This window comes from Enterobacter sp. TMH.L2 (assembly GCF_050847315.1).
GTDB lineage: Bacteria > Pseudomonadota > Gammaproteobacteria > Enterobacterales > Enterobacteriaceae > Cedecea.
Genome location: NZ_CP193791.1, coordinates 3,825,443 through 3,847,069, shown reverse-complemented (window position 1 = coordinate 3,847,069; position 21,627 = coordinate 3,825,443). Strand labels below are relative to the sequence as shown.

The window sequence follows — 21,627 nt, the reverse complement described above, 5'->3', positions numbered from 1 at the left end:
TGGCGGGATGCTACAATGCGCGACTGCCGATGTTAACCCTTTGGAGCCATTTGTGTCCTCATTACCGGTTGCGGCCGTACTGCCGGAAGTGCTGAAAGCGCTCGAGTACGCCCCGCAAGTATTGCTCAATGCCCCTACCGGCGCAGGTAAATCTACCTGGCTGCCGCTGCAAATCCTTCAGCAGAGTAAGCTGGAAGGCCGCATTCTGCTGCTTGAACCTCGTCGCCTTGCCGCCCGCAATGTTGCTCAGCGGCTGGCCGAATTATTGAGTGAGAAACCGGGTGAAACTGTCGGCTACCGGATGCGAGCTGACAGCTGTGTGGGGCCAAACACCCGGCTTGAGGTGGTGACCGAAGGGATTCTAACGCGGCTTATCCAACAGGATCCCGAGCTCAACGGTATTGGGCTTGTGATCCTCGATGAATTTCACGAGCGCAGTTTACAGGCCGATCTCGCCCTGGCGCTGCTGCTGGACGTGCAGGCCGGGCTTCGCGATGACCTTAAAATTCTGATTATGTCGGCGACGCTGGACAACCAGCGTCTGCAGCAATGCCTGCCGGATGCACCGGTGATTACCTCTGAAGGTCGTGCTTTCCCGGTTGAGCGCCGCTACATGGCTTTGCCAGCGCATCAGCGCTTTGATGACGCAGTTGCCGCTGCCGTGGCCGGGCTGCTGCGTGAAGAGTCAGGATCGCTGCTGCTGTTTTTACCCGGCGTGGGTGAAATTCAGCGTGTACAGGAACAACTCAAAGAGCGAGTGCCGAGCGATGTTCAGCTTTGCCCGCTGTACGGCGCTTTACCTCTGAGCGAGCAGCGTAAAGCGATTCTGCCCGCTGCGGCAGGAACCCGAAAAGTAGTGCTGGCGACTAACATTGCTGAAACCAGTTTGACCATTGAAGGTATCCGCCTGGTGGTGGATGCAGCGCAGGAGCGCGTCGCTCGCTTTGACGCTCGTACCGGGCTGACCCGGCTGGTCACTCAGCGTGTGAGTCAAGCCTCAATGACCCAGCGGGCCGGACGCGCCGGGCGTCTGGAGCCGGGTATATGCCTGCATCTGATCGCCGCCGACCAGGCCGAACGTGCGGCGGCCCAGAGCGAACCGGAAATCTTACAAAGCGATTTATCCGGCCTGTTGCTGGAGCTATTGCAATGGGGCAGCCAGGACGTGCGCCAGCTAACCTGGCTTGATGCGCCGCCGGAGGTCAACCTGGCGGCAGCTCAACGTCTGCTACGTCAGCTAGGGGCCGTTGACGAGCAGCAACGCCTGACGGCAGAAGGGCAAAAAATGGCGAAAATGGGTAACGATCCGCGTCTTGCCTCAATGCTGGTGACGGCCAAAACGCCGGATGAGCAGGCCACAGCCGCGTGGCTGGCGGCAATCCTGGAGGAACCGCCGCGTACTCAGGGCGGCGGCGATTTGCGGTCACTTTTCGACAGCAGGAACGGTAACTGGCGGCAGCGCGCCGCTCAGCTGCTGAAAAGAATAAATGCCCGAAGCGGGGAGCCGGATATCTCGCTAGCCATGCCGCTGTTGGCAAGCGGGTTTAGCGACCGTATCGCCCGGCGGCGCGGGGCAGAAGGTCGCTATCAGTTAGCCAACGGCATGGGTGCGATGCTGGAGCAGGATGACGCCATGACGCGGCATGAATGGATGATAGCGCCGCTTTTGCTGCAGGGCAGCCAGTCGCCGGATGCCCGCATCCTGCTGGCGCTGCCGCTGGATGTTGAAGAGCTTGTCGTTCGTATCCCGCATCTGCTGACGGAAAGTGATTCGGTGGAGTGGGATGAAGAGCGGGGGGCGTTAAAAGCCTGGCGGCGGCGTCAGATCGGCAAATTAGTGGTGAAAACTCAGCTGCTAGCGAAGCCTTCCGAAGAGGAAATGCAGCAGGCGATTTTAAACGGCATTCGTGAACGCGGGCTGGGCCTGCTGGAGTGGTCCGTTCCAGCCCAGCAGCTGCGGTTGCGCCTGAGCTGCGCGGCTCGCTGGCTGCCGGAGCAGAAATGGCCTGCGGTGGACGATGACTCCCTGCTGGCAAAGCTCGAAGACTGGCTGCTGCCGGAAATGCGCGGCGTGCATTCGCTACGTGCGTTGAAAAATATCGACCTTAGCCGGGCGCTGGGCAACTTGCTTGACTGGCCAATGCGTCAACGGCTGGATAGTGCCCTGCCAACTCATTACACTGTGCCGACCGGAAGCCAGATTGCGATTCGCTATGACAGCGAAAATCCGCCGGTACTGGCGGTGCGTATTCAGGAAATGTTTGGTGAAGCACAGACGCCTTGCATCGCCGAGGGGCGCGTTCCGCTGGTGCTTGAGCTATTATCTCCGGCGCAGCGGCCGTTGCAGATCACCCGTGATTTAACGGCGTTCTGGAACGGGGCCTGGCGCGAAGTGCAAAAAGAGATGAAGGGACGTTACCCGAAGCACGTCTGGCCGGACGATCCGGCGAATACTGCCCCGACGCGCCGGACGAAAAAGTATTCCTGATACCTTCTTCCAATGGGAGAGGGAGCAAGCATGAAAAGGCATTCTTGAAAAGAATGTCCGGTTGTTTTTTTTTGAGAGATTTCTTCTTTCGTATTACGCGGAAGAACGGAGAATCGGGCCTTTGCGCCTGAACTTTTGTGGAGAAGATGCATGGCGGGGAATGACCGCGAGCCTATTGGACGTAAAGGAAAACCAACGCGTCCGGCGAAAGAGAAGGTGAGCCGTCGTCGACTCAAGGAAGAGGAGTATGACGACGAGTACGAAGACGATGATTACGAGGACGAAGAACCTATGCCGCCGCGGAAAGGAAAAGGTAAGGGGAAAGGCTCGGGCCGCCCGTCGAAAAAACGCCGTTTCTTCTGGCTGTTGGTGAAGCTGGCGATCATCTTCTTTGTGGTGCTGGTTATTTACGGCGTGTACCTCGATCAGCAGATCCGCAGCCGCATTGACGGCAAAGTCTGGCAGCTTCCGGCGGCGGTCTATGGCCGCATGGTAAACCTTGAGCCAGATATGCCTTACAGCAAAGCGGAGATGGTGAAGCTGCTGGAAGCGACGCAGTACCGGCAGGTGTCGAGCATGACTCGCCCGGGCGAGTTCACCGTGCAGGGGAACAACATCGAGCTGATTCGCCGCCCGTTTGACTTCCCGGACGGTAAAGAAGGGCAGATTCGCGCTCGCCTGGTGTTCGACGGTGGCCATCTGGAATCTATCCAGAACATGGATAATAACCGCAGCTTCGGTATCTTCCGCCTCGACCCGCGGCTGATCACCATGCTTTCTTCGCCAAACGGTGAGCAGCGCCTGTTCGTGCCGCGTTCCGGCTTCCCGGATCTGCTGGTGGACACGCTGATTGCTACCGAAGACCGCCATTTCTATGAGCACGACGGGATCAGCATTTACTCTATTGGCCGCGCCGTTGTCGCTAACCTGACGGCCGGGCGAGCGGTGCAGGGCGGCAGTACGCTGACTCAGCAGCTGGTGAAAAACCTCTTCCTGAGCAACCAGCGTACGCTGTGGCGTAAAGCCAACGAAGCCTACATGGCGCTGATCATGGATGCTCGCTACGACAAAGATCGCATTCTTGAGCTGTATCTGAACGAGGTGTACCTCGGCCAGAGCGGCGACGATCAGATTCGTGGCTTCCCGCTGGCCAGCCTGTATTACTTCGGCCGCCCGGTGGAAGAGCTTAGCCTCGACCAGCAGGCGCTGTTGGTAGGTATGGTGAAAGGGGCATCGCTGTATAACCCATGGCGAAATCCGAAGCTGGCGCTTGAACGTCGTAATCTGGTCCTGCGCCTGCTGCAGGAACAGAAAGTTATCGATCAGGAGCTGTACGACATGTTGAGCGCGCGTCCTCTGGGCGTGCAGCCTCGCGGCGGCGTGATTTCGCCACAGCCAGCCTTTATGCAGATGGTGCGTCAGGAGCTTCAGGATAAGCTGGGCGACAAGGTGAAAGACCTGTCCGGCGTGAAGATCTTCACCACCTTTGACTCCGTGTCTCAGGATGCGGCAGAAAAAGCAGTGACCGAAGGCGTTCCGGTGCTGCGTGCTTCCCGTAAGCTGAACGACTTGGAAGCGGCGATGGTCATTGTTGACCGCTTTACCGGTGAAGTTCGCGCGGTCGTCGGCGGCGCTGAACCGCAGTTTGCGGGCTTTAACCGTGCGCTGCAGGCTCGTCGCTCCATTGGCTCGCTGGCAAAACCGGCCACTTATCTGACGGCGTTGAGCCAGCCGGATAAGTTCCGCCTGAACACCTGGCTTGCCGATGCCCCGATTGGCATCAAACTGTCGAATGGCCAGGTCTGGTCGCCGCAGAACGATAACCACCAGTACAGCGGGCAAGTGATGCTGGTGGATGCGCTGACGCGTTCGATGAACGTGCCAACCGTAAACCTGGGGATGACGCTGGGCCTGCCGGCCATTACCGATACCTGGACCAAGCTTGGGGTACCCAAAGACCAGCTTAATCCGGTGCCGGCGATGATTCTGGGGGCGCTGAACCTGACGCCTATTCAGGTTGCGCAGGCGTTCCAGACGATTGCCAGTGGCGGGAACCGCGCCACGCTTTCCGCGCTGCGGTCGGTGATTGCTGAAGACGGCACCGTGCTGTATCAGAGCTTCCCACAGGCGGAGCAGGCGGTGCCTGCGCAGGCCGCTTATCTGACGCTGTTTGGTATGCAGCAGGTGGTGGCTCGCGGTACAGGCCGTGCGCTGGGCGGGAAATACCCGAACCTGCATCTGGCCGGGAAAACGGGGACCACCAACAACAACGTGGATACCTGGTTTGCCGGCGTTGATGGCCGTGAAGTGACCATTACCTGGGTAGGACGTGATAACAACCAGCCAACCAAGCTGTATGGTGCCAGCGGCGCAATGTCGCTGTACCAGCGTTATCTGTCAAACCAGTCTCCGATCCCGCTGGATCTGACCCAGCCGGAAGATATCGTGGACATGGGCGTCAACGGCGCGGGTTACTTCATGTGTAGCGGCGGTGGTGACCGTGTGCTGCCTGTCTGGACGACGAACCCGAGCGCGCTTTGCCAGCAAAGTCAGCAGGAAGAGCAGTCGGCTAATCCATTCAGCCAGGCGCCAGCAGGCCAGCAGCCGCAGCAACAACCGCAGCAGCAGCCTCAGCAGCAACAGCCCGCTCAGGAACAGAAGAGCGACGGCGTTGCCGGCTGGATTAAGGACATGTTCGGCAGCAATTAAGCCTCGCTTCACTTACAAACCTCTCCCTAACCGGGGGAGGTTTTTTTTTGCTTTTTTGTCCGCCATAACGCGTTTCTTATCTTAAATTTCACGCCCAATTAACACCACATAAACCATCTGGTTATTTCTTATTCCCTTAATAAGCCTGAGGGTGTGAGGCGCTTGCTATGCAGCCAGCGTTTCGTCTATTATCCTGCGGGCATAATAATAATTATCGTTTACGTTATCATTTACCACTTCACCAGAGAAAATATCATGGCGCGTTCACTCCCAGGTCAGCCAGCCAAAAACCCTGTCCGTAAGCTTGCCCTGTTTGTGGCGGCGGCGGTGGGCACCGTCAGCGTTAATAGCTTCGCGGCGGACACCGGCACGACCAAAAAAGAAGACACTATCACCGTTTCAGCCGCCGCAGTGCCTGCCGAAAGCGCATGGGGGCCATCGCCAACCATCGCCGCTAAACGCAGCGCCACGGCGACCAAAACCGATACCCCCATTGAAAAGACCCCGCAGTCTATTTCGGTGGTGACCAGCGAAGAGATGCAGATGCATCAATTCCAGTCTGTGAAAGAAGCGCTGGGCTATACGCCGGGCGTAACGGTTAGCAGCCGTGGTGCTTCCAATACCTACGACTTTGTCATTATCCGTGGTTTTTCATCCGTGGGCCTGAATCAGAATAACTATCTGGATGGCCTGAAAATGCAGGGTGATTTCTATAACGACGCGGTCATTGACCCTTATATGCTGGAGCGCGTGGAGCTGATGCGCGGTCCAACTTCCGTGCTGTACGGCAAAAGCAGCCCGGGAGGTATTGTGAATATGGTCAGCAAGCGACCGACTACCGAGCCGCTGCATGAAATTCAGTTCAAAATGGGCACGGACAACCTGTATCAGACAGGCTTTGACTTCAGCGATGCCCTGGATGATGCGGGTGTTTATTCTTATCGCCTGACCGGCGTTGCGCGCTCTAATAACGAGCAGCAGGATAATGCCAAACAGAAACGTTATGCCATTGCACCCTCTTTCTCATGGCGTCCTGACGACAAGACAAACTTCACCTTCCTGTCTTACTTCCAGAATGAGCCTGATACAGGCTATTACGGCTGGCTGCCGAAAGAAGGTACCGTTCAACCGTTGCCAAACGGTGGGCGTCTGTCGACCAGCTTCAACGAAGCGGCAACTAACAATAGCTATTCCCGTAACCAGAAAATGGTGGGCTATAGCTTTGAACATGGTTTCGACGACACCTTTACCGTGCGTCAAAACCTGCGTTTCTCTGAAATGAAAGTTGCTCAACAAAGCGCTTATGGTACCGGGCTGTGCAACAACAGCATGAATGCTTTCAATGTCTACTGTCAGGCACTGACTGCAGAGCAAAAAGCTCACTATTTAGGGCGTGGTACCGTTGTTGATAATGAACGTCTGCAAAACTTTAGCGTAGATACTCAGCTACAGAGTAAATTTGCAACCGGAGCTATCGATCACACGCTGTTAACCGGTGTGGATTATATGCGCATGCGTAATGACATTAGCGCTCTGTTTGGTAATGCACCTGCCCTCGATCTAAACAATCTGCCCTCAATGAGCGATGTCGATTTTGGCAGCGCTGTGCCTTACCAGATGAACGAAAGTAAGCAAACGGGTCTTTACGTGCAGGATCAGGCGGAGTGGAACAAGTGGGTGATGACGCTGGGTGGACGCTATGACTGGTCTAAACAGGCAACCACAGTTCGCAGTGATAACGGTTATATAGACCGTAATGATCACCAGTTTACCTGGCGCGGTGGAGTTAACTACCTGTTCGACAACGGAATCTCTCCGTACTTCAGCTACAGCCAATCCTTTGAGCCGAACGCGTTCAGTCTCTACAGCACACCTCGTGTGGCCTATCAGCCATCCAAAGGTGAGCAGTATGAAGCTGGTGTGAAATATGTGCCTAAGGATATGCCGATCGTTGTGACGGGTGCAGTTTATCAGTTGACGAAAACCGATACCCTGATGACTGATCCGACGAACGCTCTGAATCAGGTTCCGGCGGGCGAAGTCCGTGCGCGTGGCGTAGAGCTGGAAGCGAAGGCGGCGTTGAACGCCAACATTAACGTGACGGCTTCCTACACATACACCGATGCGCAGTACACTAAAGACACGACCCTTCAGGGCAATAGCCCGGTTCAGGTTCCTAAACATATGGCTTCCCTGTGGGGGGATTACACCTTCAACAGCGGCATCCTGAGTGGCCTGACGCTGGGGACTGGTGGACGCTTTATCGGCTCCAGCTACGGTGACCCGGCTAACACCTTCAAGGTGGGCAGCGCTGCGGTTATGGATGCGGTCGTGAAGTATGACCTCGGTCGCTTCGGCCTGAACGGCTCCAGCATTGCGGTCAACGTGAATAACCTGCTTGACCGTGAATACGTTGCCAGTTGCTTCGACACCTACGGTTGCTTCTGGGGCGCTGAGCGTCAGGTGGTTGCTACCGCGACCTTCCGCTTCTAACTTGTCTCCCGGGCACGGTTCGCCGTGCCCTTCACTAAGATGGCTACCATGCAGGATAAACAGCTTCATCCCGACACGACTTTTAGCCTCACTGATGTCACGTTTCGCGTGCCCGGCCGCACGCTACTCCATCCGCTGTCTATCACCTTCCCGGTGGGCAAAGTCACTGGCCTGATTGGCCATAACGGCTCCGGTAAATCGACGCTGCTGAAAATGCTGGGTCGCCACCAGAAACCTTCTGAGGGTGAAATTCTGCTGAACTCACAGCCGCTGGACAGCTGGGGCAGCAAAGCTTTTGCCCGGCAGGTGGCCTATCTTCCCCAGCAGCTTCCTGCCGCTGAGGGTATGACGGTGCGTGAGCTGGTGGCGATTGGCCGTTACCCGTGGCATGGGGCTTTAGGGCGCTTTGGCGTGGCTGACCGTGAGCTGGTGGATGAGGCAATCAGTCTGGTAGGGCTGAAGCCGTTTGCGCATCGTCTGGTAGACAGCCTGTCCGGCGGCGAGCGCCAGCGGGCATGGATCGCCATGCTGGTGGCGCAGGATAGCCGCTGCCTGCTGCTGGATGAGCCGACGTCTGCGCTGGATATCGCGCATCAGGTGGACGTGCTGGCGCTGATCCATCGCCTTAGCCAGGAGCGCGGCCTGACGGTGGTTGCCGTTCTGCACGACATTAATATGGCTGCGCGGTACTGCGACAATCTGGTGGCGCTACGCGGTGGCGAAATGATCGCGCAAGGGACGCCGGAAGCCTTAATGCAAAGTGATACGCTGGAGCATATCTACGGTATTCCGATGGGCATCCTGCCGCACCCGGCGGGGGCTGCGCCGGTGAGTTTTGTTTATTGATGAGCCGTATGAATGACTTTATTTTAACCCGTCGCCGCCTTTTGGCGGCGATGGCGCTTTCACCGCTGCTGCTAAAATTACCTGCCGCGCAGGCGGCGGTGCCGGATGCAAAACGCATCATCGCCCTGGAATGGCTGCCCGTTGAGCTGATGATGGCGCTCGGCGTCACGCCGATGGCCGTCGCCGACATCCCTAATTACCAAATCTGGGTGAACGAACCTAAGCTGCCGGAAGGCGTGATTGATGTTGGCCTGCGCACCGAACCTAACCTCGAGCTGATGGCGCAGCTAAAACCATCGCTGATTCTCTATTCTGCGGGCTACGGCCCTTCGCCGGAAAAAATCACCCGTATCGCCCCTGGGCTTGGGTTCAATTTTAACGATGGCTCCGGCAAGCCGCTGGATATTGCGCGTAAATCGCTCATTCAACTGGGGGATACGCTGGGTATGCAGCAGGCCGCCAGTCGGCATCTGGCCGAATTTGATGCGTTTATTGCCAGCATGAAGCTTCGCTTTGCCGCGCGCGGCAACCGTCCAGTGCTGCTGATGTCATTTTTGGATAATCGCCATGCGCTGGTGGTGGGCAAGCACAGCTTGTTCGAGCAGGTGATGGATTTGCTGGGGGTGAAGAATGCCTGGCATGAAGAAACGAACTTCTGGGGGACGGCGGTCGTTGGGATTGAACGCCTGGCGGCGATAAAAGACGCCGATGTGCTGTGCTTCGATCATAAAAACGAAGCGGTGGCCCGCCAGGTGACGGCCACGCCGCTGTGGAAAGCGATGCCGTTTATCCGCCAGAACCGTTTTCAGCAAGTTCCCGCCGTCTGGCTTTATGGCACGACCATGTCGGCTATGCACTTTGCCCGCGTGTTGGACGACGGCCTGAGGAGCCTGGCCCGATGAGACGTCACGTTATTTTCCCCGCCAGCCTGCTGCTGGTGCTATTTGTTTGTGCGCTGTGGCTGACGCTGCATAACATGCATGGCGTCTTACCCTCTTCGCAGTGGCGCAGTGCTTTTATCCAGCCGGACATCGACAATGTTCAACAGATGCTGTTTCACTTCAGTCTGCTGCCGCGTCTCGCAATATCGCTGTTGGTTGGTGCCGGGCTGGGTCTCGTCGGCGTGCTGTTCCAGCAGGTGCTGCGCAATCCTCTGGCGGAGCCGACAACGCTTGGTGTAGCCAGCGGGGCTCAGCTTGGCGTCACGGTTGCTACGCTTTGGGTGCTGCCGCTGGCTGCCCAGCCGTTTGCGGCGCTGATTGGTGCGGCGGTCGTTGGCCTGCTTGTTTTTGGCGTCGCCTGGGGCAAGCGGATGTCGCCGGTCACGCTGATTCTTGCGGGCCTGGTGCTGAGTCTTTATTGCGGGGCGGTCAACCAACTGCTGGCAATCTTCCACCATGACCAGCTGCAGAATATGTTCCTGTGGAGCACTGGATCGCTCAATCAACAGGACTGGAGCAGCGTTGAGAGTCTGTGGCCACGCCTGCTGGGCGGCCTGCTGCTAACGCTGCTGCTGCTGCGTCCGTTGACGCTGATGGGACTGGATGATGGCGTGGCGCGTAATCTGGGCCTCGCGCTTTCGCTGGTCAGGCTGGTGACGCTGGCGCTGGCGATTGTGATCAGTGCTCAGCTGGTTAATGCGGTCGGGATCGTTGGTTTTATCGGGCTGTTTGCGCCGCTGCTGGCAAAAATGCTGGGGGCTCGGCGCCTGGTTGCTCGTTTGTGCCTGGCTCCGCTCATTGGGGCGCTGATTCTCTGGCTGTCTGACCAGGTGGTAGTTTGGCTTTCCAGCGTGTGGGGTGAAGTCTCTACCGGGACGGTCACTGCGCTGATTGGCGCACCTATCCTGCTGTGGCTGCTGCCTCGTCTGCGTACCAGCGGTGCGCCGTCCATGAGCGCCGGAGATCATGTTCAGGCTGAACGCCAGCGTGTGCTGCTTTGGGTGGCCACGGGACTTGTCATTCTGCTGCTGGTGATTGCCGCCGCGCTGGCACTGGGGCGTGACGCACACGGCTGGCGATGGTTAAGTGGTGCGCTCTTTGACGATGTGCTGCCGTGGCGCTGGCCGCGCGTTATGGCGGCTTTGACCGCAGGCGTGATGCTGGCGGTTGCGGGCTGCCTTATCCAGCGGTTAACCGGCAACGCGATGGCAAGTCCGGAAGTCTTGGGTATTAGCTCCGGCGCGGCCTTCGGCGTGGTGTTGATGCTGTTTATTGTGCCGGGGAACGCGTTTGTCTGGCTGTTGCCGGCGGGCAGTCTTGGTGCGGCGGTAACGCTGCTGATCATCATGATGGCTGCCGGACGAGGCGGGTTTTCTCCTCAGCGTATGCTGTTGGCCGGGATGGCGCTCAGCACCGCCTTTACCATGCTACTGATGATGCTGATGGCAAGCGGCGATCCACGTATGGCGACGCTGCTGACCTGGATTTCTGGCTCGACGTATAACGTTACAGGCGAGCAGGCAGTCAGAACGTTGGGTGTCATGGTTGGGCTGTTAGCCATCACGCCGCTACTGCGCCGCTGGCTGGTAATTTTACCGCTGGGCGGTGCCACCGCACGGGCGGTGGGAATGGCGTTAACACCATCGCGCTTTGCGCTGCTGTTGCTGGCGGCAACGCTTACCGCCACGGCGACGTTAATCGTCGGCCCGCTGAGTTTTGTCGGGCTGATGGCGCCACATATTGCTCGCATGCTTGGCTTCCGCAGGGCAATGCCGCAGATAGCGATGGCCGGGATTTTTGGCGGGATGTTAATGATTCTGGCGGACTGGTGCGGCAGGATGATTCTTTTCCCGAATCAGGTGCCGGCGGGGCTGCTGGCAACATTTATCGGTGCGCCTTATTTCGTTTATTTGCTGAGAAAGCAGGGGCGGTAACCCCTCACCCTAACCCTCTCCGCAAAGGGGAGAGGGAACTGAAAAGAGCATAAATCTGCTGTTTTCCCCCTCGCCCTTCCAGGGAGAGGGCCGGGGTGAGGGTAAAATTACAGCTTCGCAAACACGCGGCGTGCCGCGTCGATGGTCCGCTGAATATCTTCTTTGCTATGCGCCACGGACATAAAGCCCGCCTCAAACGCAGACGGCGCAAGGTATACACCTTCTTCCAGCATCAGGTGGAAGAAGCGCTTGAAGCGCTCTACATCGCAGGCAACCACGTCTTTATAGCTGGTGACGGTTTCGGCATCGGTGAAGAACAGGCCGAACATGCCGCCGACGTTATTCACCACCAGTGGGAGGTTTTCTGCTTTAGCCGCATTCAACAGGCCGTTAGCCAGCATTTCCGTCAGCTCGGTCAGGGTCTGATGAACGCCGGGCTGCGACACTTCTGTCAGGCAGGAGAAGCCCGCCGCCATGGCGATAGGGTTCCCGGAGAGCGTGCCCGCCTGGTAAACCGGGCCCGTTGGTGCCAGCGCGTCCATGATTTCGCGACGGCCACCGAAGGCGCCGACTGGCATCCCGCCGCCGATGATTTTGCCGAGGCAGGTCAGGTCTGGTTCGACGTCGTAGTAAGACTGGGCGCCCGCCAGCGCCACGCGGAAGCCGGTCATCACTTCATCAATAATCAGCAGTGCACCAAATTCGTCGCACAGCGCTCGCAGGCCCGGCAGGAAGTCCGCATGCGGAGGAATACAGTTCATGTTGCCCGCGACGGGTTCAACGATGATACAGGCCACGTCCTGAGGATATTGCTCAAAGGCTTCGCGCACGGAGGCCAGATCGTTATAGGTGCAGGTCAGGGTGTGCTTCGCAAAGTCAGCCGGCACGCCTGGAGAGTTTGGTTGGCCGAGCGTCAGAGCCCCGGAACCGGCTTTCACCAGCAGGCAATCCGCGTGGCCGTGGTAGCAGCCTTCGAATTTGATGATTTTATCCCGGCCAGTGTAGCCGCGAGCGAGGCGGATAGCGCTCATGGTGGCTTCGGTGCCGGAGTTCACCATACGAACCATGTCCATGGTCGGCACCAGCTCACAAACCAGCTCCGCCATTTTCACTTCCATTTCGGTTGGCGCCCCAAAGCTCAGGCCGCGCTCAACGGCTTCAATGACCGCGTTGCGGATCGCCGGGTGATTGTGGCCGAGCACCATTGGGCCCCATGAGCCAACGTAATCGATATAGGCTTTACCGTCTGCGTCATACAGGTAAGCCCCGTCCGCACGCTCGATAAAAAGAGGCACTCCGCCTACGCCGGTAAAGGCGCGTACCGGAGAGTTAACGCCGCCGGGAATGACCTGGCGGGCTGCGGCGTACAGGTTTTCAGACTTACTCATGAATCGGCTCCTGATTCGTGGAAATGGTGACAGCGGGCTATTCTATGTGAAACCTGCCTCGCGTTGAAATATTTGCCCAAATCAAACGTTACGGTTTATTAGCTAATTTAATAAGACGAAGGTCTTTTCTGTGGGTAAAATGCCCGCCTTATTTGTATGACTAACCGGTTCGGAACCATGAATTTAGCCCATAACTCTCTCGATCAGGCGCAAAGCGTCCAACAGCGTCGCGGAGCGATTCTGCGTCGTCTGATTGGCCAGGATAAAATGCCGCTAATGATTTTGCTGATGGCCGCGGTGGTTGGCACGCTAGCGGGCCTGGTCGGCGTGGCGTTTGAGAAGTCGGTTAACTGGGTGCTTCAGCACCGTATCGGTATGCTGGCGCAGGTCGCGGACAGCGCCTGGCTGGTGTGGCCGCTGGCGTTTATCAGCTCGGCGCTGCTGGCGATGGTCGGCTATTTTCTGGTGCGTCGTTTCGCGCCTGAAGCCGGTGGGTCGGGCATTCCTGAAATCGAAGGGGCACTGGAGGATTTGCGGCCGGTGCGCTGGTGGCGCGTGATCCCGGTGAAATTCATCGGCGGGATGGGCACGCTCGGCGCGGGAATGGTGCTGGGGCGTGAAGGGCCGACCGTACAGCTTGGCGGTAACATCGGGCGTATGGTGACGGACATTTTCCGCATGAAAAGTGCGGAAGCTCGTCATTCGCTGCTGGCAACTGGCGCTGCTGCCGGGCTGTCTGCGGCATTTAATGCGCCGCTGGCCGGGATCCTGTTTATCATCGAAGAGATGCGTACCCAGTTCCGCTATAACCTGATTTCGATAAAAGCGGTGTTTATCGGCGTGATTATGTCGAGCATCGTGTTTCGGATCTTTAATACCGAAACCACGGTGATTCAGGTGGGCAAACTTGCGGATGCGCCGGTCAACACGCTCTGGCTGTATCTGATCCTCGGCATGATTTTTGGCATTGTCGGCGTGGTGTTTAACCGGCTGGTGATCGGCGCTCAGGATATGTTCCAGCGCATTCACGGCGGCAACATTAAGAAGTGGGTGCTGATCGGCGGGCTTATTGGCGGGCTTTGCGGTGTGCTGGGGCTTATTCAGCAGGCGGCGTCCGGCGGCGGGTTTAGCCTTATCCCGATTGCGGCCGTGGGGAATTACACCATCGGCATGCTGCTGTTCCTGTTCATCGCTCGGGTCATCACCACTTTACTCTGTTTCTCCTCCGGTGCACCGGGCGGTATTTTTGCCCCGATGCTGGCGCTGGGCACGCTGCTTGGCACCGCGTTTGGCACGGCTTGTGCCGCCTGGTTCCCCGCGTATCATCTTGATATGGGCACCTTTGCGATTGCCGGAATGGGAGCGTTACTCGCCGCCTCACTGCGTGCACCGCTCACCGCTATCGTGCTGGTGCTTGAGATGACGGATAATTACCAGCTCATTCTGCCAATGATTATCACCTGTCTTGGGGCGACACTGTTGGCACAATTTTTGGGCGGGAAACCGCTATACTCGGTGATTCTGGCAAGAACTCTGGCAAAACAAGAAGCTGAGAAAGCGCGTGCGGGCGAGCAGGCTTCCGCCGGGCAGAATACTTGAACGAATTACTCGGGTATTAGATAATGCCGCAAAAGTGCGGGTTGTTTTCTGCCCGACTTGTTAATTGTTGGGAGCAAAAAATGAGTGATGACGTAGTAGCGCTGCCGCTGCAGTTTACCGAAGCCGCAGCCAATAAAGTGAAAAGTCTGATTGCAGACGAAGAGAACCCGAATCTGAAACTTCGCGTCTATATCACCGGTGGTGGTTGCAGCGGCTTCCAGTATGGCTTTACCTTTGACGACCAGATCAACGACGGCGATATGACCATAGAGAAGCAGGGCGTTGCCCTGGTTGTGGATCCAATGAGCCTGCAATACCTGGTCGGTGGCGCGGTGGATTACAGCGAAGGCCTGGAAGGCTCCCGCTTCGTGGTGACTAACCCGAACGCGAAAAGCACCTGCGGGTGTGGTTCCTCCTTCAGCATCTGATAAGTTGCTGAAATAAAAAAGCCGCGTATCAAACGCGGCTTTTTTATCGCTATTGTCGGTCATTTAGCGCAAAGGTCGGCAGTTTAAGGTGCCAGTAGATGGCCGCCAGGCGAATCGCCAGCGTGACCACCATACCAATCATACTGGCCTGCTCCAGCGGGACGTTAAAGGTGTGGTAAGCCGTGGCGTGGACAATACCGCCAATAATACAGGCGGTGGCATAAATCTCGGTGCGCAGAATCATCGGGACTTCACGAGCCAATACGTCGCGGATGATCCCGCCGCCTACGCCAGTGATTACGCCCATGCAGATTGCAACCAGCGGGCTGGCATGGGCCAGAAACGCTTTATTGACGCCGATGCCAACAAACACGGCCAGGCCGACGGCATCCAGCACGGGAAGTACCCACTTAGGCAGGCGTCGCGGCTGGCGAACCAGGACGATCGTCAGCATACAGGTCACCATGGCGACGACAAGGTCCGTGGGATCTTTCACCCAGAATACCGGGCCGTTGGCTAACGCCATATCGCGGATGGTTCCCCCGCCTACCGCGGTAACTACCCCAAGCACCAGCACGCCAAAGGGATCCATCCGCAGCTTTCCGGCCAACAAAACGCCGGAAATAGCGAACACGGCGGTACCGACAATATCCAGCCAATAGACCAGCATTTATGACCCTCAGAGCATGACGTTAAGCTTTCGCCAGCTCTTCGCAGAGCTGTTTTGCGGCGAGGATAATACGCGGGCCCGAGCGAGTAAACCAGTCATCATTCACGGCAATAACCGGAACTTTCAACTGATTACTCCAGAACTGCTGCACCGACGGAATATTGCTCGCATCGCCCGAGATAATAATAGCCTGCGGCTGGCGCGTCAGAACCTGCTCGCGACTGACCTGCGGCCAGGGAACCCGGCTGTCAGCGAAAATATTGCGTCCACCGCAAAGCTCAACGACTTCGTTCTGAATGGAATCTTTGCTGGTGGTAAACAGCGGCTGCTGGCTGAACTGCAGGAACACTTTTTTGCTTTGGGTATGGCTGTAGCGAGTTTTTAGCTCTGCAAACTGCCGGGATAGCGTCTCTGCGGCTTTGATTGCCTTTTCTGGTGTTGGACTGAGCGGGGCTAGCTGACGCAGCGCGGCCTCAACGTCGGCAACACTTTTAGGATCCAGCCAGATGACCTTAATGCCCAGCGAAACCAGTTGGTTTACCTGCCTGTCCGGGTTACCACCTCGCCAGGCGAGGACTGCGTCCGGTTTCAGGGCAACGATGCGCTCGAAGTTCACGCCCTGCCAGTTGGCTAACTGTTCAATCTGCTTTGCCTGCGGCGGGTAATCAGAGTAAGCGCTCACCGCAATAGGGGTGATACCGGCGGCGAAGGCCAGTTCTGTATTAGCGGGAGAGAGGGAGATGACCCGAGGCGCCGCAAACAGCAGCGCCGGGAGGCAAAGGAGCAGGGCGGTCGCCCCGCGCCAAAGGATGAGCTTAGCCACGAGCCAGGTGCTGAACCAGTTTTTCCACCATCAGGGTGGATTGCTTGGCGGCGACGGCCAGGAATTCTTCGAAGCTCAGGTGGGACTGCTGATCGGCCACGTCGGAGATGGCGCGTACAACCACAAACGGCGTGTTGAAGTTATGGCAAACGTGGCCGATGGCCGTCGCTTCCATTTCTACCGCCACGGCCTGCGGGAAGTTGTGGCGAATTTTTGCCAGCGCCACTGAGCCGTTAATAAACGCATCGCCGCTGACGATCAGGCCGCGAACCGCGTGCAGATCCAGCTCTTTAATGCAGGTTTCTGCTGCCTCAATAAGCTTTTTATCGGCAATGAAAGCTGCCGGGCAGCCCGCCATCTGGCCATATTCGTAACCGAAAGCAGTGACGTCAGCATCGTGATAACGCACTTCTTCAGATACCACGATATCACCCACTTTCAGCGTCGGCGCCAGGCCACCTGCGGAACCGGTGTTGATGATCACGTCTGGCTTGCAGTGTTCCAGCAGCAGCGTAGCACTCATGGCCGCAGAAACTTTGCCGATGCCGGACTTCAGCAGCGCGACTTCAACGCCGTTCAGCGTCCCGGTATAAATTTCGCAACCGGCGATGCTCAGAGTGTGACGGTTTTCGATTTTGTCACGCAGCAGCGTAACTTCTTCTTCCATTGCACCAATAATGCCTGCTTTCATAGAGATACTCGCTAATGTGGTGGAACATGACTCAATTTTCGGGGCATAGTCTATCATGGCATACAGTCTCCTTATCAACGGAACAGGAGTGGGCATGAGCGAAATAGACTTCCGCAAAAAAATTAACTGGCACCGACGCTTCCGCTCGCCCGAAGGAGAGAAGAGCGAACTTGAGATCCTGCGTATCTTCGAAAGCGATCGCGGCAGGATCATTAATTCTCCCGCAATTCGCCGCCTGCAGCAGAAAACGCAGGTCTTCCCGCTGGAGCGTAATGCTGCCGTGCGCACCCGTCTTACCCATTCGCTGGAGGTGCAGCAGGTCGGGCGCTACATTGCCAAAGAGATCCTTAGCCGCCTGAAAGAGCAGAAGGCGCTGGAGAAATATGGGCTGGATGAGCTAACTGGCCCGTTTGAAAGCATAGTGGAAATGGCCTGCCTGATGCATGACATCGGCAATCCGCCGTTCGGGCATTTTGGCGAGTCGGCGATTAACGACTGGTTCCGCCAGCGTCTGCAGCCGAAAGACAGCGGCGGACAGCCACGCAGTGACGATCGCTGCAAGGTGGAGGTGCTCCGGCTGCGCGAAGGCGAAGAGGGATTAAATACGTTACGCAGCAAAGTTCGCCAGGACTTGTGCCATTTTGAAGGGAATGCGCAAGGCATCCGGCTGGTGCACAGCCTGCTGCGGATGAACCTGACCTGGGCGCAGGTCGGCTGCATTCTCAAATACACCCGCCCGGCCTGGTTTGCCCAAAAGCCGCCAGCAAGCCACGCTTATTTGATGAAGAAGCCGGGCTTTTATTTGTCGGAAGAAGGATACATCGAGCGCCTGCGCAAAGAGTTGAACCTGGGCGAGTACAGCCGTTTTCCGCTAACCTGGATCATGGAGGCAGCGGACGATATTTCTTACTGCGTGGCGGATCTCGAAGATGCCGTTGAGAAACGTATTTTCAGCGTCGAGCAGCTTTATCAGCATCTGAGCGAGTCCTGGGGCGAGCAGAAGAAAGGCGATCTCTTTGAGCTGGTAGTCAAAGATGCCTGGGAGAAATCCCGCACCAACCAAATGCGCCGCAGTGCGGAAGATCAGTTCTTTATGTACCTGCGCGTCAATACGCTAAACAAACTGGCGCCGTATGCCGCCCAGCGTTTTATCGACAATTTGCCTGAGATTTATTCCGGCGAGTTCAATCATGCGCTGCTGGAGGACGACAGCCCGTATGCCCGACTGCTGGAGCTGTACAAGCAGGTGGCCGTGCGGCAGGTCTTCAGCCACCCGGATATTGAGCAACTGGAGCTGCAGGGTTATCGGGTTATCAGCGGTTTACTGGATATTTACAGTCCCTTACTCGAGCTTTCAACGGAGGACTTCACGGAGCTGGTGAGCAAGGAAAGCCTGCGTCGTCTGCCTATTGAATCAAGACTTTTCCACAAACTTTCAACTAAACATAGGCTTGCCTATGTAGAAGCGGTGAGCGCTTTGCACCCGGCAAGCCTTGATTTTTCCGTGTGGGAATACTATTTCCGTGCAAGGCTTATTCAGGATTACATCAGTGGAATGACCGATTTATATGCCTGGGATGAGTATCGACGCCTGATGGCGGTGGAGTGAGTTTTCTCGGGAGTTTTGTAAAGATAGAGAATAAATTTTTACTTTTTCCATGCACTTAAGCGCTGAACTTAGCGCGTAAACTTCACTCTGAATGGTGTACCAACACAGCAATTTTGCGTTATTTGAAAGTTGAGATGATTCCATGAAAAAAACCACGTTAGCAATGAGTGCGCTGGCTCTTAGTCTGGGTTTGGCGCTGAGTCCGATGTCTGCCTCCGCCGCTGAGACGGCCTCTTCCGCATCTGCTGCGCAGCCGCTGCCAAGCCTTGCGCCGATGCTGGAGCAGGTGATGCCTTCAGTGGTGAGTATCAACGTTGAAGGGAGCACAACGGTAAATACTCCGCGTATGGGGCGTAATTTCCAGCAATTCTTCGGCGACAATTCCCCGTTCTGCCAGGACGGTTCGCCGTTCCAAAGCTCACCTTTCTGCCAGGGCGGTGGTGCTCAGGGCGGTGGTGGTGACGGAGGCAGCCAGCAGCAGAAATTTATGGCCCTGGGCTCTGGGGTAATTATTGATGCGGCGAAAGGCTATGTCGTGACCAACAACCACGTGGTGGATAACGCCACCGTGATTAAAGTTCAGCTAAGCGATGGCCGTAAGTTTGACGCCAAAGTGGTGGGTAAAGACCCACGCTCCGATATCGCGCTGATTCAGCTGCAGGATCCTAAAAATCTGACGGCGATTAAAATTGCCGACTCCGACGCGCTGCGCGTAGGTGATTACACCGTAGCCATCGGTAACCCATATGGCCTGGGCGAAACCGTGACCTCCGGTATCGTTTCTGCGCTGGGCCGTAGCGGCCTGAACGTGGAAAACTACGAAAACTTTATCCAGACCGATGCGGCGATCAACCGCGGTAACTCCGGCGGGGCGCTGGTTAACCTGAACGGCGAGCTTATCGGTATCAACACGGCGATTCTGGCCCCGGACGGCGGCAACATCGGTATCGGCTTTGCTATCCCGAGTAACATGGTGAAAAACCTGACCGCTCAGATGGTGCAGTACGGTCAGGTTCGTCGCGGCGAGCTGGGGATTATGGGCACTGAGCTGAACTCCGAGCTGGCGAAAGCGATGAAAGTCGACGCTCAGCGTGGCGCGTTTGTCAGCCAGGTCATGCCGAACTCTTCCGCGGCTAAAGCAGGGATCAAAGCAGGAGATGTGATCACCACGCTGAACGGCAAGGCGATCAGTAGTTTTGCCGCACTGCGCGCAGAAGTGGGTTCTATGCCAGTGGGCAGCAAAATCTCGCTGGGTCTGCTGCGTGATGGCAAGCCAGTGACGGTGAGTCTGGAGCTGCAGCAAAGCACTCAGAATCAGGTTGATGCCGCCACTATCTTCACCGGTATTGAAGGTGCGGAGATGAGCAACCGCGGCGGTAAAGACCAGAAAGGCGTGCAGGTCACCAGCGTGAAGCCAAATACCCCGGCCGCGCGTATTGGCCTGAAAAAAGGTGACATTATCGTCGGCGTGAACCAGCAGGCGGTGAACAATATCGCTGAGCTGCGTAAAGTGATGGACAGCAAGCCGTCGGTGATGGCGCTGAGCATCCAGCGCGGTGATGCGCAGATTTACCTTCTGATGCAGTAATCTTCGTGTAGAGCTGAAAAGGGCCGCGTTTGCGGCCCTTTTTTTATTGAGTTCTGCACTACTTATTGCGAGTCAGTTTTTCCAGATCGGATTCAATTTCGCTGATCTTGTTGGTCACCACGGACTCGAGGTGGCGCAAATCGTCGAGGATCTTACGCTTAAGATCGACTTCGGTGCGGTCACGCTGGCAAAGCTGATCGAGTTCATCGATCACATAGCGCAGGTTGGGGCTGATCTCCTGCACTTCTTTGTAGCCCTGGCCTACGCCATCGGCCACCACGGTTTTGCGCTGGCGTGGGTATTTAAACTTCACGCTTTTGGCAAAAAACTCGCCCTTATCCTTCTGGAAATAGACTTTCAGGATATCGTTGTTGGCTTCCTGCCGGAGGCTGTAACGATCGATTTCATCAGGATTGGTAATACCCAGACTTTTTAAATTATCGTACATAAGCGGTACCCTTCAATATCAATAACCATTAGAGAGTTAACGGAAAATTCCTTTTCCGCTAGTGCCAGATGCAAAAAAGGCGGGATAACCCGCCTTTTGGTGCAAAAAACTTAGTCGATGGTACGCAGCAGTTCGTTGATGCCCACTTTACCGCGGGTTTTGGCGTCTACTTTCTTCACGATCACCGCACAGTACAGGCTGTAAGAGCCGTCTTTTGAAGGCAGGTTGCCGGAAACGACAACGGAGCCTGCTGGCACGCGGCCGTAGTGGACTTCACCGGTTTCGCGATCATAGATGCGGGTGCTTTGGCCGATGTAAACGCCCATGGAGATCACGGAACCTTCTTCAACGATCACGCCTTCAACCACTTCGGAACGCGCGCCGATGAAGCAGTTGTCTTCGATGATGGTTGGGTTAGCCTGCAGTGGTTCCAGTACGCCACCGATGCCGACACCGCCGGACAGGTGAACGTTTTTACCGATCTGCGCGCAAGAGCCCACGGTTGCCCAGGTGTCGACCATGGTGCCTTCATCAACATAAGCACCGATATTGACGTAGGATGGCATCAGCACGGTGTTACGTGCGATGAACGCGCCCTGGCGTACTGCCGCCGGTGGCACAACGCGGAAACCTTCTTTCTGGAAGCGCGCTTCGTCGTAGTCGGCGAATTTCATCGGGACTTTATCGAAATAGCGGCTTTCTGCACCTTCGATAACTTTGTTGTCGTTAATGCGGAAAGAAAGCAGTACCGCCTTCTTCAGCCACTGGTGAGTAACCCACTGGCCATCAATTTTTTCAGCAACGCGCAGCGCACCGCTGTCGAGCAGGGCAATCACCTGATTTACCGCTTCGCGGGTCACGGTATCAACATTTGCCGGGGTGATCTCGGCGCGACGCTCGAAAGCGGTTTCGATTACATTTTGTAGCTGCTGCATGATGAACATTTCCTGATTGTGACTTACCTTTCAACTT

General features: G+C 56.6%; 16 protein-coding genes. 10 read left to right on the top strand and 6 right to left on the bottom strand.

The features are described 5' to 3' along the window. Window positions 1-52 precede the first annotated feature (52 nt). The 6 genes from hrpB to fhuB all read left to right on the top strand — a co-directional run bounded on the left by hrpB (window position 53) and on the right by fhuB (window position 11,411). Window positions 53-2,488 (top strand): ATP-dependent helicase HrpB, encoded by a 2,436-nt coding sequence (gene hrpB / locus ACREYP_RS18435; protein WP_008460367.1) that lies wholly within the window; start codon window positions 53-55, stop codon window positions 2,486-2,488. A gap of 150 nt (window positions 2,489-2,638) precedes the next feature. Next, complete coding sequence (gene mrcB, locus ACREYP_RS18430) at window positions 2,639-5,197, top strand: bifunctional glycosyl transferase/transpeptidase (protein WP_008460368.1); 2,559 nt, start codon at window positions 2,639-2,641, stop codon at window positions 5,195-5,197. A 255-nt stretch (window positions 5,198-5,452) separates the two neighbouring features. Then, window positions 5,453-7,690 carry a ferrichrome porin FhuA gene (gene fhuA, locus ACREYP_RS18425; RefSeq protein ID WP_008460369.1) on the top strand — a complete coding sequence of 746 codons (2,238 nt, stop codon included), beginning with the start codon at window positions 5,453-5,455 and terminating at the stop codon, window positions 7,688-7,690. A gap of 48 nt (window positions 7,691-7,738) precedes the next feature. After that, complete coding sequence (fhuC, locus tag ACREYP_RS18420; RefSeq protein WP_008460370.1) at window positions 7,739-8,536, top strand: Fe3+-hydroxamate ABC transporter ATP-binding protein FhuC; 798 nt, start codon at window positions 7,739-7,741, stop codon at window positions 8,534-8,536. Continuing rightward, window positions 8,536-9,438 (top strand): Fe(3+)-hydroxamate ABC transporter substrate-binding protein FhuD, encoded by a 903-nt coding sequence (gene fhuD / locus ACREYP_RS18415; RefSeq protein ID WP_336818437.1) that lies wholly within the window; start codon window positions 8,536-8,538, stop codon window positions 9,436-9,438. The genes fhuC and fhuD overlap by 1 nt, the downstream gene beginning before the upstream one ends. Continuing rightward, window positions 9,435-11,411: a Fe(3+)-hydroxamate ABC transporter permease FhuB gene (gene fhuB / locus ACREYP_RS18410; RefSeq protein WP_336818438.1), complete on the top strand. Its 1,977-nt coding sequence runs from the start codon at window positions 9,435-9,437 to the stop codon at window positions 11,409-11,411. Before fhuD ends, fhuB begins: the two co-directional genes overlap by 4 nt. Before the next feature lie 107 nt (window positions 11,412-11,518). On the opposite strand, the gene hemL is transcribed toward fhuB, so the two are convergent. Next, on the bottom strand, window positions 11,519-12,799 hold the full coding sequence (gene hemL, locus ACREYP_RS18405) for a glutamate-1-semialdehyde 2,1-aminomutase (protein WP_336818439.1): 1,281 nt from the start codon (window positions 12,797-12,799) through the stop codon (window positions 11,519-11,521). Between the two features lie 177 nt (window positions 12,800-12,976). Between hemL and clcA the strand changes: the two genes are divergently transcribed. Together clcA and erpA are read left to right on the top strand one after the other, a co-directional pair. After that, window positions 12,977-14,398 (top strand): H(+)/Cl(-) exchange transporter ClcA, encoded by a 1,422-nt coding sequence (gene clcA, locus ACREYP_RS18400; protein ID WP_336818440.1) that lies wholly within the window; start codon window positions 12,977-12,979, stop codon window positions 14,396-14,398. Between the two features lie 80 nt (window positions 14,399-14,478). Beyond that, a complete protein-coding gene (gene erpA / locus ACREYP_RS18395; protein ID WP_008456903.1) occupies window positions 14,479-14,826 on the top strand; it encodes an iron-sulfur cluster insertion protein ErpA in 348 nt (115 codons plus the stop codon). 49 nt (window positions 14,827-14,875) lie between these two features. On the opposite strand, the gene ACREYP_RS18390 is transcribed toward erpA, so the two are convergent. Genes ACREYP_RS18390 through mtnN form a run of 3 tightly spaced genes read right to left on the bottom strand, consistent with a single transcriptional unit; the run spans window position 14,876 to window position 17,010 of the window. Beyond that, complete coding sequence (locus ACREYP_RS18390) at window positions 14,876-15,496, bottom strand: TRIC cation channel family protein (RefSeq protein WP_008456904.1); 621 nt, start codon at window positions 15,494-15,496, stop codon at window positions 14,876-14,878. 22 nt (window positions 15,497-15,518) lie between these two features. Beyond that, window positions 15,519-16,319: a vitamin B12 ABC transporter substrate-binding protein BtuF gene (gene btuF, locus ACREYP_RS18385; RefSeq protein WP_008456905.1), complete on the bottom strand. Its 801-nt coding sequence runs from the start codon at window positions 16,317-16,319 to the stop codon at window positions 15,519-15,521. After that, window positions 16,312-17,010, bottom strand: coding sequence for a 5'-methylthioadenosine/S-adenosylhomocysteine nucleosidase (gene mtnN / locus ACREYP_RS18380; RefSeq protein WP_336818452.1), 699 nt, complete (start codon window positions 17,008-17,010; stop codon window positions 16,312-16,314). Before mtnN ends, btuF begins: the two co-directional genes overlap by 8 nt. A gap of 94 nt (window positions 17,011-17,104) precedes the next feature. Between mtnN and dgt the strand changes: the two genes are divergently transcribed. Next, window positions 17,105-18,619: a deoxyguanosinetriphosphate triphosphohydrolase gene (gene dgt, locus ACREYP_RS18375; protein ID WP_498881020.1), complete on the top strand. Its 1,515-nt coding sequence runs from the start codon at window positions 17,105-17,107 to the stop codon at window positions 18,617-18,619. Between the two features lie 142 nt (window positions 18,620-18,761). Further along, complete coding sequence (gene degP / locus ACREYP_RS18370) at window positions 18,762-20,207, top strand: serine endoprotease DegP (RefSeq protein WP_008456911.1); 1,446 nt, start codon at window positions 18,762-18,764, stop codon at window positions 20,205-20,207. Between the two features lie 58 nt (window positions 20,208-20,265). Here degP and ACREYP_RS18365 read toward each other — a convergent pair whose 3' ends face one another. Further along, on the bottom strand, window positions 20,266-20,655 hold the full coding sequence (locus ACREYP_RS18365; RefSeq protein WP_008456913.1) for a DUF3461 family protein: 390 nt from the start codon (window positions 20,653-20,655) through the stop codon (window positions 20,266-20,268). Window positions 20,656-20,765: 110 nt separating this feature from the next. Further along, on the bottom strand, window positions 20,766-21,590 hold the full coding sequence (dapD, locus tag ACREYP_RS18360; RefSeq protein WP_008456915.1) for a 2,3,4,5-tetrahydropyridine-2,6-dicarboxylate N-succinyltransferase: 825 nt from the start codon (window positions 21,588-21,590) through the stop codon (window positions 20,766-20,768). Window positions 21,591-21,627: the final 37 nt, after the last annotated feature.